Consider the following 13,394-nt stretch of genomic DNA (forward strand, 5'->3'; position numbering starts at 1 on the left):
CATATTAGTAGCAAAAATTAACTCAGAGGCGTGGCAGAGCTACCTTGATATTTATGCTAGTGAAAAGTTAACTAACATTGTTATTTCTAAGACAAACTAAATAGTTATAAATCATCTTGCGAGCAACTGGCATAATAGCGCTAAGTGATTTGAGTTAACCACAGGTTAACGTATTCATAAGGATGAACCTTGAAGGTATTTAGTTTTTCAGAGCAAGATGATGCGCAGCAGCCATTTACGAAACCGCTGTTTACCCAGCAGCATCTCACTAAAGTGGTTGAGATTGCCAAATTGGCTGGTGATGCAATTATGCAAGTGTATTCAGACACCGACTTGCAAGTAACGCAAAAACAAGATGATAGCCCAGTGACCGCTGCGGATATTGCCAGTCATAATGTGATTGTTAACGCATTAGCTCAGCAATTTGCTGACATTAAGATCATGAGCGAAGAAGCCGCTGATATCCCTTGGTCAGAACGTAAAGAATGGCAAACTTATTGGTTAATTGACCCACTAGATGGCACCAAAGAGTTTATTAAGCGCAACGGTGAGTTTACCGTCAATATTGCCTTAGTTCATCAAGGCCGCGCTATGGTAGGAGTGGTATACGCGCCGGTATTACACAAATGTTATTCTGCCATTGTGGGTCAAGGCGCATGGCTTGAGTATCAAGGGCAGCAGCAACAGTTAGATATTAGCCAACAAACAGTCAGCCCTGTACCTGTGGTGGTGGGCAGTCGCTCCCATATCAGCCCTGGGCTTGAAGAGTTCCTTAAGGATGTGGGCGAGCACCAAATGCAAAGTGTTGGTAGCTCATTAAAGTTTTGTATGGTGGCAGAAGGCATTGCTGATGTGTATCCAAGACTGGGGCTAACCAGTGAGTGGGATACCGCTGCAGCGCAAGCTGTCGTTGAAGGCGCTGGTGGTCAGGTAGTGCGTTATCCTGAATTAACGTCCCTTGATTACAACCAAAAAGAAAATATTTTAAATCCGTATTTTATTGCGGCGTCACCAGCATGGTTTGCAAGGTAGCTATATAAACGAGTCATTGCAAAAGTGTCTAACTTGAAACCGTTAGCCTTTTATCAGCTCAATAATAGCTATTGCGGCACACTCATTTTGGTGAATAACAGATTCTAACGATATGGAGAGAGTTACTATGATGCGCATGGGTATTGACCTTGGCGGGACAAAGATTGAAGTGGTGGCGCTAGCCGAAGATAGTTCAGAGCTATTTCGTAAACGTATTCCAACACCTAAAAACTACCCTGAAACCCTTGATGCCATAGTAGGCTTAGTTAATGATGCTGAAGCCGAAACTCAGCAAACTGGCAGTGTGGGTGTGGGGATCCCAGGGGTGGTATCACCGTTAACGGGTTTGGTTAAAAATTCGAATTCAACTTGGATTAATGGTCACCCACTTGATAAAGATTTAAGCGCTCGTCTTGATAGAGAAGTGCGGGTAGCAAACGATGCTAACTGTTTTGCGGTATCTGAAGCTGTTGATGGCGCAGCCGCAGGCAAAGATGTGGTCTTTGGGGTGATTATTGGTACAGGCTGCGGTGGCGGTTTAGCGATAAATGGTAAAGTTCATGGCGGCGGTAATGGCATTGGTGGTGAATGGGGTCATAATCCTTTGCCGTGGATGACTTCGGACGAATTTAATTCTACATCGTGTTTTTGTGGCAACAAAGATTGCATCGAGACCTTTATTTCAGGCACTGGCTTTGTTCGTGATTTCCGCCGTGCTGGTGGTGAAGCTGACAGTGGCATTCAAATTTCGCAAATGATGGCTGATGGTCATCCGTTAGCGACCCAAGCATTTGTGCGCTTTATCGATCGTTTAGCACGCTCATTGGCACACCTGATTAATATGCTCGACCCTGATGTGATTGTATTAGGTGGCGGCGTATCTAATATTGATGCGATATACACTGAATTGCCAAAAGTATTACCTAAGTATGTGGTTGGCCGCGAGTGCGACACCTTAGTGGTTAAAAACGAATATGGCGCATCATCTGGGGTGCGTGGTGCAGCATGGCTGTGGGGTAAAAACGACCACTAGGTCGATGAGTTAACTCTTGAGTATTAAAACGGCGCTATCAGCGCCGTTTTTATTTACAGTCGAAATTAAGTGTGAGGGCGTTAAAGCTCTTCAGGCTCACTAATGCGTTCGCGGCGCTCTAGTTCTTCTTCAAAGGCTGCTTGAATTTCTTCTAGCACTGAATTGACATCAGCAGCGCTGGTATCCTCTTCAAATTCACCGCTAAGCTTGGTATCAGGCAGTAAGTCGCCTTTCTCATATAAGCTCCACATTTCCTTGGCATACTTTGTTAAAGCAAGCTCAGGTGCAAACTGCGAGTAATAGCGGGTCATATTGTTAACGTCACGTTCTAGCATGACCTTGGCATTATTATTGGCTGAAGCATCGACGGCTTGGGGCAGATCGATAATCACAGGTCCATGGTCATCTTGCAGTACGTTAAATTCCGATAAGTCACCATGGACGATGCCGGCACACAACATACGAGTGACATACCCCATCATGGTGGCGTGATCTTGTAACGCTTGTTCTGCGCTTAACACAATATCATTTAAACGCGGGGCCACATCACCTTGACCATCAGTGATCAGTTCCATTATCAGCACACCTTCAAAGCAGCCATAGGGGACAGGCACTCGAATATTGGCGTCAGCACATTTATACAAGGCATCTACTTCGGCATTTTGCCAGGCATTTTCTTGCTGCTCACGGCCGTAGCTGGAACCTTTTTCCATTGCACGGCTGCGACGGCTATTGCGACTTTTTCTACCTTCTTGATATTGCGCTGCTTTTTTGAAGCTCCGTTTAATGGCTTCTTTATACACTTTGGCGCAGCGGATTTCATTTCCACAGCGAACCATATAAACGGTGGCTTCTTTACCGCTCATTAATTGGCTTACGACTTCGTCAATAAGGCCATCATCAACCAGTGGTTGTATACGTTTAGGAGTTTTCATGGCGCCGTTATACCTTACTTAGGCTGAGGATGGTAGTGATTGGCTGAGTTAATGCCATATTATTGCAGCTTAATGATGGCTAGATGTCACTTTGGTACTAACCAAAGCAAATTTTAATAGCGCTAAATGATAAGATAGCCTGCAGTTACTCCGTATTATTAATGGGGTTTGCTTTGTTAATGGCCATAAATAGGAGCCATCAGGTGAAGATAAATTTGCAAACAGCGAGGCTGCTAATAAGGGAAATATCTTCTGATATGACATCGTCAGAGTCTGCATCAGAGTTAACATCGCAGTTATCCGCACTCTTGATACAGCTTATGGCGTTGTTGACACCTGCAGTGGTTAATCATCTTCCTGCTAATTTTCAGCAGCTAAACTCACTACCAGCCGCCGAGTACTGGCTTGATGAAATGCTAGCACAAAGCCGTTTATGTCGGGTTGATGCGACTGATACAGGCTTAATGATGGGATTAGTCTTTATGTATCTTGCTGATGAAGAAACAGCCCATATCGGTTATTTACTGGGTGAGCATTATTGGAAAAAAGGCTATGGAAGCGAGTTACTCACAGGAGTGATTGAATTTTCCCGGGATCAACTTCAATGGCGTAAATTAATCGCTGGGGTAGACAAAAGTAACCAAGCATCAGCTAAATTACTTTTAAAGCTGGGCTTTACCCAGCAAGCCATTACAGAGCAGAGCGTGATTTTTTATGAGTATATACTAGACTGCTAAGCGAAATTTAACTGCACTAGCTCTCTCTTGAAAAGCGCAAAATATGGCCTTTGAATTGTTGTGTTAAATAATCAGTGTGAATGGGTTTGATATGATTATGGCTAAAGCCGTATTCATCCATCTTGGTGGTGAGTTTGTTTTTTCGGCCACGACCGGGATCGACAATAACAATTTCACATTGGCGTTTGGCATGGGCTTGAATGAAGTAAGCCAGCAAGGCAATATGCTCATCTTCGTACAATAAATCACTGCCGATGATTAAATCGAACTGACCTAAATCACTGTTGTCATCAGCCCAATCGACTCGTTCAAAGTTTATCGATTTGTCGTTATTGAGTTGGGTATTTCTTAATAGAAAACCTTCAACCTCAGGGTGATAATCGGTGGCGGTAATATCATCGGCTCTTTGGTTTAACAGTAAGCTTGAAAGGCCGATACCACAACCAATCTCTAAAATGCGTTTACCTTGAGTTTGATAATCAAGCATGTGATTTGCCAGTACCATACTGGAAGGCCAGACTACCCCAAAAATGGGCCATAGCGCCGAAGAAATACCTAAGTCTTTAGCTGTGTTGTTATCGTCACTAAATTGCTGTTTATCTCGAAGGGTACATAAGTGAATATCGTTGTCACCAATTTCAATGGTGTGATAGCGAACGCGTACAGGGGTCGTCATTATTTGTCCTAGTTGGGTAGCTAAAGCTAAGCCAAATATCTAGAAAAATATAAATGACGAAACAATTGAATAACCACACTATAGTAATTTTCGATTAGCGCAAAGGATATAATCAACTAATTCGAATAAAACCTTGCTGTGCAGTGGCTACAATGGCTATCGTATAATTGATTTAATTATATTGGAGTTAATATGAAAGGACTCATCACTGCCGCGTTACTCTTTTTAGCGTCGTCTGATTGCGTTATTGCGCCGCAGGATTCATTAGCTATTCCCCTTGTGCAGCGGCAACAACTTAACAATATGGTATTAAGTAACGAGTACTTATCTGGCTGTGTTACTGAGCAATTAGCTGATATCACTGAAAAGGTGTGCCCAAAGGGTGACGCTTACTGTTGTGACAGTGAAGCGAGTATTGAGCTCACTTACCTGCAATGGGAGAACATTTACCAACATTGTATGGTGAAGTAGAGACACAGCGGATAAACCCTTACTAAGGCACTTATTTGCTTAAGCGCGCTTGGTGTTATTCATTTTCCTGTCGATGTACATTAAAGTCTGAAACTAGACAATAAAGATTGAAACTAAGACAACAAAGTTCGAAACGTCATGAGTTGTTTAAGTTGGCAGAACTCACCACGGCAAACTTCTCTAACGATTTAGTGACCCAAATCTAGTTTGCCAGTTTGAACAAAAAAGTCGTGGTGCTTCACTTATACGAGTTATAAATCGCAAGTTTTCTTTAAGTCTTTCCAAACTTTGTTTGGATTAACGTCGTGGCGCTTCGCCCCTTCTTTTGCAAAGAGCAGAGTCAAGGGGGAAAGCGCTCACATTTTACAAAATAAGCCCTTAACAAACCCTCAGGCCCCAACGAAAAATGCTGAAAATCGCATGTTTTCAACGGGGATTGATCCAGCTTTTGACTTCGCTTGTAGTGTTCTTCGGTCATATTTGAAAATGCTAACGCCTCAGATGCGCCATCCATGGCTTAACTGAGGCTATATTGGCATCCATGCCAATCTCACGCTATTTTCTTCAAAGTCCTCAATTCAAATTGAGTCGGAGGCAAATAGATTTTCTGCTTTTTAGCCTTTTTATTCCCACTAATAAAGTCAAATCGAAGAGATAATAATCCCGGTGTAGATGCAGCAGCGAGCTTCCAAAACATGGATGTTTTGGCAGAGCTTACATGGACCTTTTGATTTATATAAAGAGTGCAGCGTCTCGCAGTTGTATCTGCACAAAAGGTCGCTCTTTCACATCTGACCCATAGGGATTTGGGAAATGTCATGATGATGTCGGGAACATCATTGACCATGTGATCGCGACATTTGTATATCCTATACATCACCTGCGGCAGGCAATGGATTAGATTGAAGTGATGATCTAGCATAACTGAGCCAATTAAAATGAAGTATAAATTTGGTGCCCGTAACACGTTCATGCCTCAAAACGAGTTGGTGCTAGCAATGGGATAATCAGCATAACCTTACTTTTTCTAATCGATTATGACCGCCTTACTTGTCGTCCAAATGACTGGTTGCCTATACAGGTATAACTGATTTTCTCCAAATTGAGATAATTTTGGCGCCAAAGGATGCGTAAAATGAGCTTTTTACGCATCGATAATTTTGTAACATTCGAGAAAACCCATACATATCAATCTACTGCGAAATTTTTTAAAGTGTTGTATAGACCTCGTAAACAAAGACGCATTCTTTTTCCGGCAGCATTTTGAGCATTACTTACCTATTCGCGAAAATATTCGATTTACAACAAGGACTTAGCGATGGTATCTTTGAAGTTTGAATTGAGCAGCCTGGAACATTATTGAGCTGCTATTGAATAAGCTGTTCTTGACCTGCGGTAGACGATTTTTAGCAAAAAAGAAGTGATATTTAAGTCTAACCGAAGGAATAGATAGAGCCAAACGTGATGGAAGAAACGCCTAATTTATGTATGATAGCTTGAAGGCACTTGCTAAGGCTCGTAAAGCAAAGCTTTTAAAGAGACCTGCAATTGACTTCAAGTAAAGCAGCGATGCTTCCCTCACGCCGCAGGGGGCATCAATTAAGCCCCAAGGGCATGGAATATGAACTCACGGATTGAGTAGCGATAACCCTCTCTCTCCGAAAGTAAAGAACAAGCCGTTACACGAGACCTTCGGCTCGTGAACTAAATCGTTAGGCTCAAAGGAGTAATCAGTGAGCAATCAATCATATTTTTTTAGAGCCGTTAAGGACTCTAGGTTTACACTTCTTGCGGGGTGGTTGTTGGGTGCTTTAACAAATATATTCCCGTTATATGCGGTTATCTCATTTGCTGTGCTTGCTGCAGGAATCTTCATCTTTGTTTATATGGACAACAGGAAAGAGCTAAGAAGTATTAGTATTACTGATGAAGAGGCAAAAAGCCTGGCAATGCCGGTTAATGGTGCTATCAATGCGGCATCTAAGACAAATATGAATTTATTGGTTTCTGACAAGGCAATTGAAATAGTGTGCCACCCAAATTTAAATGCTGCTGTAAGGCCTGATAAGGTTGGTTGGGACCCGATAGATATTGAGATAGAGCAAACGGACCTGGAGTTTGACGCTGAAGACTTAATCAATCGAGCCGGTGGATTAATTGATGCGGAACCACCAAATGGTAGAAAGTTTTGCCTTGTTAATACACCTTTTATAACTTCAGAATCGAGTCACCTAAAACTCACATTAAAAGAGACAGATTTTTTTACTATTGAAACAGTTAAAAGTTGGTTGGAAAGAAATAAAAATCTTTCAGATAGATACGGGCACGTATCTCCAGAGAAAAGCCTTATACCGTCAAGTCTTTGCCTGCATTTTACGATTAGGTTGAGTGATGGAGAAATCCTCTTGATGAAGCGGACAAAAGGAATGAGCTATTATGAAAATAAATGGAGCGCTTCAGGTGAAGAGCAAATTTCTGAAAGCGACCTTAATACTGAGTATCCTATTGATACCTTGTTTAAAAGAGCTCTCGGGGAAGAAATACTCCATTTAGGTGATATCGAGAATTTCCCTGAACATATTCAGTTCATTGATAATCATATTAAGTACATGAGGCTTTATTCTATTGGCACTGAATGGCCACTATATAATCCGGCCTTGTTCGGTGTAATTCAATTAAAAAACGATAGAAATAGTCTTCGAGAAGCATTAATCGCTAGAAAGTTCGGCTCTGAGTATTCAGGTCAAGAGGATAAGGAAGGAATCTTCTATACAATCAACAATGATCAAGCATATGAACTACTATCGACAGGAAGAGCCATTGCAAAAGCGCTCTTCAACAATACTGAAGAAGTTGTTGAGTCGCACTCTCTCCACCCGACAACTAGATATAGGTTATTTAGGTTGTTAAGGACGCTTAAGCGAAATAAGTTGGTCAAGCATAACAAGAAAATCCAGCGGACAGCATAAAGCTGCCGCTGATTTATGCGTTACCGCATCGTAGATTTGCATACTTCGCTAATCCAATAATCATTTTCAGAGCTTAAGCTCTAACGCATTTTTGTCCAAAAGTGAGTTTCGGTCTTTATTGTCTTTATTGTTCGCTGTGGCGTCATGCGGTAAAGCAAAAATTTCAATCTTTATTGTGTTTTGCGGCCTTACTGATTACAAGTTAATGCAGTTTTAAGTCGATAAACGTTTCAAACTTTAATGTAAGGCGACATTCCCTTAAGCCAACACGCAGGCTTAATTGCAGTTTGCTAACTCTTCAAATAGTAATCTTGGCTGTGACAAGTTAAAATATCGTTTCATTAAAAACTGGGTATCTCGATGTTTTGGCTTAAAAAAATCTTATCTCAATTGGTTATGCCTATTCCGCTGACATTATTACTGCTGTTATTGGCGATATTTGTGTTCCGCAGCCAATCCCAGCGATTGAAAACCATAGGGCAAAGCGCCTTAATTGCGGCTTTTGCTATTTTACTGTTACTGAGTAATTCGCAATTTAGTGCAGGACTGGCAGCCAGTTTAGAGTCCCAATATCCAGTGAATAACTCCCCGTTAACCCTCGTTTATCAATCGGGTACTGTCGCTAATGCGCAGCAAGCCTGTTATGTGATGGTGCTGGGTTCAGGTCACACTGAAAATGCTAATCGAGCTGCGGTGCAGCAGTTATCATCGACAGCATTAGCAAGATTATCAGAAGGCGTAAGGCAGCTAAAACTTGCAGATAATCGTTGCCAGTTGGTGGTCAGTGGTTGGAGTGGCGGCTTAACGCCAACCCCCCATGCTGAAATTATGCAGCAAGCGGCGATTGAGCTGGGCGTGCAAGCAAGCCAAATAGTGACGTTTGCTGATGCGCTAGATACCATTGAAGAAGCAAAATCTATGGCTGAGTTAATTGCCAATAAGCCTTTTATATTGGTTACCTCTGCGACCCATATGCCGCGCTCAATGAAGATTTTTACCACACTTGATTTAAATCCCATCGCCGCGCCGACTAATTTTATCAGCTCACCGGGTTATTGGTGGCGCTTTAGTGCTGAAAATCTGTATATATCCCAGCGTGCAATTCACGAGTATGTGGGCATGTTATGGCTAACCATAAAAGGATTATTAACTGATGTCTGATCCCAGCCAACATGAGCGCTCAGAGCCATTGTTTATCGCGCCGCATAATAAGCGCAACGGCATTAGTTTAACCATTGCTGGTGGCATTGCGGTATTTATCAGCTTGATATTATTTATCAACAACAAAAGCCTATTTGGTGTCGGTATGGTGTTTTTTGCCGTTGGCAGTGTAGGGCTGGTACTAGGTGTTGCCAAAATAAATCAGCCGAAAGCCAGTTTTAAATTATCTGCAGCAGGATTTGATTATTATCATGGCCGCGGCACAGTGCACGTAGCTTGGGATAATGTGCAGCGTATTGACGTGTCACGGGTGACCCAAAATCTTGAGTTAATTGAACTGCCGTATATTGGCATTAAACTCAAACACATCAATCCGATTTTAGATTGTATCTCCCCAAGGTTAGCCACCGGGTTATTGACTGAGCAGCGGCCGTTACTCATGACAGCAGCGACTCAAGATGAAGACTTACAAAGCCTTGAAACCTATGTCGGCGCTGAATTTACCCCATTAGTGGTTAATGGTGAGCGTTATCGTGGCGTATTAGCCATGTTTGGCCATCGCTGCCAAACCTTAGATGCTCAACTCGGGTTTCACCTTTATTTATCTATTGATAGCCTAGATAGAGCGCCAGCGGAGTTTGTCAGCTTACTGCGGCAATGGCAGCAGCAATCTATTAAGCCCTAAAGCGATTATTTGTAGATATTGCTAACTTATAGCCAAAGCGCTAATTAAAAGTGCTTACAAAAAGAGATGTGTTTAATTATTAAATAATAACTTATTGAACGAATGCCAAACGTCGATGTTTGGCATTCGTTTTAAATATTCATGAAGGATAAGCCAAACGCTGAAATTGACTATGCCGATACAGCTGCAGTGAGTTGAGGCTTTTCTTTTTCAGTTTCAACAGTGGAAACCAATTTTTCATTATTTTCTAATGCTTTGCTTTGTTTATCGTAAGCTTTTCGATAACCAAGGAACTGACCGTTATCTAAAATTTCCATACGCTTACTGTACACTTCACCATCAAAAGTTCCGGTATTGGTAATGGTGAGTTTTTCGCAATTAATATTACCTGTCATTAAGCCAGAAACCGTCGCTTCCACACAAACAACACCACCGGTGACAACCCCAGTAGCTTCAACCGTTATGTTACCAGAAGCGCGAATTTCGCCATCAACTTTCCCTGCAATAAGTACGTCGCCGTTAACTTTGATATTACCGCTTAATTCACAATCATTGGCAATAAAACTCAGGTTACTTGTGGGACTTTTTTTACTAAACATATTCGCTCTCTTTATGCATTTTTGACCGCAATGACCAGGATAATTATGCGGTTAAATTTATTTTGTTGTTAGTATTTAACATTTAATATAGCGACAATTAATCGCAAAAAAAACAATTAAATTTTGACTATTAAGACTTTTTTGACTACCAAGACTTATTGACACAGTTTATTGATACAGCTTAGCTAAAACAGCATTAACTCGTAACGTTAAGCTCAATGACACTGATAGAAGCTGATGGGCAGGGGGCAACACAAGCGCCGCAGCCTGTACAAGCCTCAAGATCAATCATAGGTTTGGGTACTTGGCCAATGGCCATCTTAAAGCTTATTGCTGCGGGATCGCAGGCATCTTTACAGCTTTGACACCATACGCCTTGATAGGTTAAACAGCTGTCATTGACGCCGGCTTTTATGTTCCAAGGCGTGAGTTGAGAAAGATCAAAAATGGGCTCTTTGCATACTGTGGCGCATTGCTGACAGAATGTGCACTCGTCGTTTGTGAATGATATTTCAGGAAAACCACCATCACCTTTAATGATTACCTTAGTTTCGCAGGCATCGATGCAGGCATTACAGCGAGTACATTCGTCAGTGAACTCAATATCAGACTTAACCCAAGGCGGTCTTTGGGCATCAATTTTACGTCTGCGAAATAGGTTTCTGCGGCTGTGATTGACTGACTGACTCATACTTCTTCCACTATTTTTGGCTAACAATAACAAGGCTAACATTAATGAGACTAAAGTTAGCTAGTAAATATCTACAGGGCTTAAATAAATAGGCTCAAAAAACTATGTCAACTAACCCCTTAACTTCGGTAGCCGTCAGGATTTTTAGATTGCCAATGCCAGCTAGATTCAACCATGGTTTCAAGGGACAGCTCAGCGTGCCAATCTAATGCCGTTTTCGCCTGAGACACGTCAGCAAAGTATGCCGCAAGATCGCCCTCTCTACGAGCACTAAAGCAATAGGGTATCGCTTTACCGGTTATTTGCTCAAAGGTATTAATAATTTCGATAACGCTGTACCCACGGCCTGTGCCTAAATTGTAGGTGGCAATGCCTGAATTACTGTTGAGCTTAGCTAATGCTTTTAGGTGGCCTTGGGCTAAATCAACCACATGGATGTAATCTCGTACACCTGTGCCGTCAGGGGTAAGATAATCATTACCAAACACCTGTAATTCTTTTAGCTTGCCCACAGCCACTTGGCATATATAAGGCATAAGATTATTCGGAATATCGCTAGGATCTTCACCGATCAGTCCGCTTGGGTGAGCACCAACTGGGTTGAAGTAGCGTAAAATAGTGATATCCCATTGATTATCAGCAGTATGTAAGTCAGCCAGTAGTTGTTCCACCATCAGCTTTGACTGACCATAAGGGTTCGTGGCTCCGGTTGAATCGGTTTCTTTAATAGGCAAGCCATCAGGGATGCCGTATACCGTAGCTGAAGAGCTAAAAACTAACTTTTTCACCTGATGTTCCGCCATGACTTGGCACAAAATTATTGTGCCGGTGACATTAGTTTCATAATACTGCAATGGCTTACACACTGAATCAGCCTCCGCTTTTAAACCAGCAAAATGAATTACTGATTCAATGACATGATCAGTAAATATTTTATGTAATAGCGCTTTATTTAGCACACTGCCTTGATAAAAAATGCAGCTTTTACCGGTAATTTGTTCAATGCGAGATAAGGCGATGACATTGGCGTTGGATAAATTATCGACAATGATAACCTGTTGATTAGCATTTAACAGTTCAACTACAGTGTGGCTTCCTATATATCCGGCTCCGCCAGTGACTAAAATTGCCATGAAATGTCCTTAACTGTGGATGACATAAAATTGAATGCAAAAATGACAGTCTACTTAAAAGTTTAACTATAGCGCCAAAGTAAAGCGAGTTAATTGCTTGGATTTTATTCTACTTAAGTTATCAAGCTCACTAAAAAAGGTATCAAGCTTTAACCTGTTTAAAGCTTAAAAGTTTTATCCATTGACTTAAGACAGAATCGGGAGATGAGTTGTTGGCCACTTTGTAATTTAAAGGTGGCAGTTTATATGACTAATTTTATTAAGTTAAGTTTAGTAGAAATTGCTAATGTAGCGTTTTGTTTACGAATTGTACTGTCAAATCACTGAAGAATAAAACCCCAAGCAGTTAACAAAATGTGATCCTTAGCACACTATGAAGGGAGTGAAGTTTACGTAAAGTGGCACTTATGAGCAAAGTAACAAATTACACCGCGAAGATCCCTGATAGTCAGGGTTACATCCAATATACTGATGAAGAACATGACATTTGGCATCAGTTATATCAGCGCCAAGTGAACAATATGCCAGGCAGAGCTTGCGAGGCATATATGCATGGCCTTGATGCTTTAGCTATGCCCACGAATCGGGTACCGCAATTAAAAGAAATCGATAAGGTGTTACTTGCATCTACAGGCTGGCAAACTTCAGGAGTGCCGGCACTTATTTCATTCGGTAAATTTTTTGAATTGTTGGCCAATAAGCAGTTTCCTGTGGCGACCTTTATTCGCTCAAAAGAAGAGTTCGACTACCTACAAGAACCTGATATTTTTCATGAAATATTTGGTCATTGCCCGTTATTAACCAATCCGTCATTTGCACATTTTTCGCATATTTATGGCCAATTAGGTTTGGCGGCATCTAAAGAAGAACGGGTGTTTTTAGCGAGATTATATTGGTTTACGGTCGAGTTTGGTTTAATGAAAGCCAAAGATGATCAACTTAATATCTATGGTGGCGGTATATTAAGCTCGCCAGGTGAAACCTTATACGCATTAAGTGATAAACCGGAGCGTAAGCCTTTTGAGCTACTGGATGTGCTGAGAACCCCATATCGAATAGATATTATGCAGCCGATTTATTACGTTATCGACAATATCGACTTTTTAGATGAAATCACTCGAATGGATATTATGGCTGAAGTCGCTAAAGCACGGCAGCTAGGTTTGTTTGCGGCTAAATTTGCCCCAAAACCCAACCCAATAGCCGTTTAGGGACTCGTTAAAACTAGTCATTCATTTATACATTAATAATATAAACACTAGATTAAACTAG

At 41.5% G+C, this 13,394-nt stretch carries 13 protein-coding genes; 8 read left to right on the top strand and 5 right to left on the bottom strand.

Going from position 1 to position 13,394, the window contains the following annotated elements:
- The first annotated feature begins 246 nt into the window (after positions 1 to 246).
- Together cysQ and mak are read left to right on the top strand one after the other, a co-directional pair.
- Positions 247 to 1,032, top strand: a complete 786-nt coding sequence (gene cysQ / locus BCU57_RS03120) for a 3'(2'),5'-bisphosphate nucleotidase CysQ (RefSeq protein WP_102439796.1) — start codon at positions 247 to 249, stop codon at positions 1,030 to 1,032.
- Positions 1,033 to 1,159: 127 nt separating this feature from the next.
- Positions 1,160 to 2,065: a fructokinase gene (mak, locus tag BCU57_RS03125; protein ID WP_102439789.1), complete on the top strand. Its 906-nt coding sequence runs from the start codon at positions 1,160 to 1,162 to the stop codon at positions 2,063 to 2,065.
- 80 nt (positions 2,066 to 2,145) lie between these two features.
- Here mak and BCU57_RS03130 read toward each other — a convergent pair whose 3' ends face one another.
- Positions 2,146 to 3,000, bottom strand: coding sequence for a PA4780 family RIO1-like protein kinase (locus tag BCU57_RS03130; protein ID WP_102439790.1), 855 nt, complete (start codon positions 2,998 to 3,000; stop codon positions 2,146 to 2,148).
- Positions 3,001 to 3,257: 257 nt separating this feature from the next.
- Between BCU57_RS03130 and BCU57_RS03135 the strand changes: the two genes are divergently transcribed.
- Positions 3,258 to 3,737 carry a GNAT family N-acetyltransferase gene (locus tag BCU57_RS03135; protein ID WP_157936449.1) on the top strand — a complete coding sequence of 160 codons (480 nt, stop codon included), beginning with the start codon at positions 3,258 to 3,260 and terminating at the stop codon, positions 3,735 to 3,737.
- 16 nt (positions 3,738 to 3,753) lie between these two features.
- Here the strand turns inward: BCU57_RS03135 and BCU57_RS03140 are convergent, their stop codons facing one another.
- A complete protein-coding gene (locus BCU57_RS03140) occupies positions 3,754 to 4,413 on the bottom strand; it encodes a class I SAM-dependent methyltransferase (protein ID WP_102439792.1) in 660 nt (219 codons plus the stop codon).
- Positions 4,414 to 4,605: 192 nt separating this feature from the next.
- Here BCU57_RS03140 and BCU57_RS03145 point away from each other — a divergent pair, with 192 nt between their 5' ends.
- The 4 genes from BCU57_RS03145 (at position 4,606) to BCU57_RS03160 (ending at position 9,699) form a co-directional block, all read left to right on the top strand.
- On the top strand, positions 4,606 to 4,884 hold the full coding sequence (locus BCU57_RS03145) for a hypothetical protein (protein ID WP_102439793.1): 279 nt from the start codon (positions 4,606 to 4,608) through the stop codon (positions 4,882 to 4,884).
- A 1,733-nt stretch (positions 4,885 to 6,617) separates the two neighbouring features.
- Positions 6,618 to 7,853: a hypothetical protein gene (locus BCU57_RS03150; protein ID WP_102437752.1), complete on the top strand. Its 1,236-nt coding sequence runs from the start codon at positions 6,618 to 6,620 to the stop codon at positions 7,851 to 7,853.
- Positions 7,854 to 8,213: 360 nt separating this feature from the next.
- Positions 8,214 to 9,014 carry an ElyC/SanA/YdcF family protein gene (locus BCU57_RS03155; protein WP_102437750.1) on the top strand — a complete coding sequence of 267 codons (801 nt, stop codon included), beginning with the start codon at positions 8,214 to 8,216 and terminating at the stop codon, positions 9,012 to 9,014.
- Entirely contained in the window at positions 9,007 to 9,699 is a 693-nt protein-coding gene (locus BCU57_RS03160; RefSeq protein WP_102437749.1) for a DUF2982 domain-containing protein, read from the top strand. The genes BCU57_RS03155 and BCU57_RS03160 overlap by 8 nt, the downstream gene beginning before the upstream one ends.
- Before the next feature lie 170 nt (positions 9,700 to 9,869).
- Here the strand turns inward: BCU57_RS03160 and BCU57_RS03165 are convergent, their stop codons facing one another.
- From BCU57_RS03165 to galE, 3 genes are all read right to left on the bottom strand, one after another.
- Positions 9,870 to 10,298: a bactofilin family protein gene (locus BCU57_RS03165; RefSeq protein WP_102437747.1), complete on the bottom strand. Its 429-nt coding sequence runs from the start codon at positions 10,296 to 10,298 to the stop codon at positions 9,870 to 9,872.
- Between the two features lie 196 nt (positions 10,299 to 10,494).
- The gene (gene napF / locus BCU57_RS03170) at positions 10,495 to 10,989 is read right to left on the bottom strand and encodes a ferredoxin-type protein NapF (RefSeq protein ID WP_102437745.1); all 495 of its coding nucleotides are present in this window, start codon (positions 10,987 to 10,989) and stop codon (positions 10,495 to 10,497) included.
- Positions 10,990 to 11,108: 119 nt separating this feature from the next.
- Positions 11,109 to 12,122 carry a UDP-glucose 4-epimerase GalE gene (galE, locus tag BCU57_RS03175; RefSeq protein ID WP_102437743.1) on the bottom strand — a complete coding sequence of 338 codons (1,014 nt, stop codon included), beginning with the start codon at positions 12,120 to 12,122 and terminating at the stop codon, positions 11,109 to 11,111.
- 407 nt (positions 12,123 to 12,529) lie between these two features.
- On the opposite strand from galE, the gene phhA reads away from it, so the two are divergent.
- Positions 12,530 to 13,333 (top strand): phenylalanine 4-monooxygenase, encoded by an 804-nt coding sequence (gene phhA / locus BCU57_RS03180; RefSeq protein ID WP_102437741.1) that lies wholly within the window; start codon positions 12,530 to 12,532, stop codon positions 13,331 to 13,333.
- Positions 13,334 to 13,394: the final 61 nt, after the last annotated feature.

Origin of the sequence: Shewanella sp. 10N.286.48.B5 (genome assembly GCF_002874355.2) — a bacterium.
GTDB lineage: Bacteria > Pseudomonadota > Gammaproteobacteria > Enterobacterales > Shewanellaceae > Shewanella.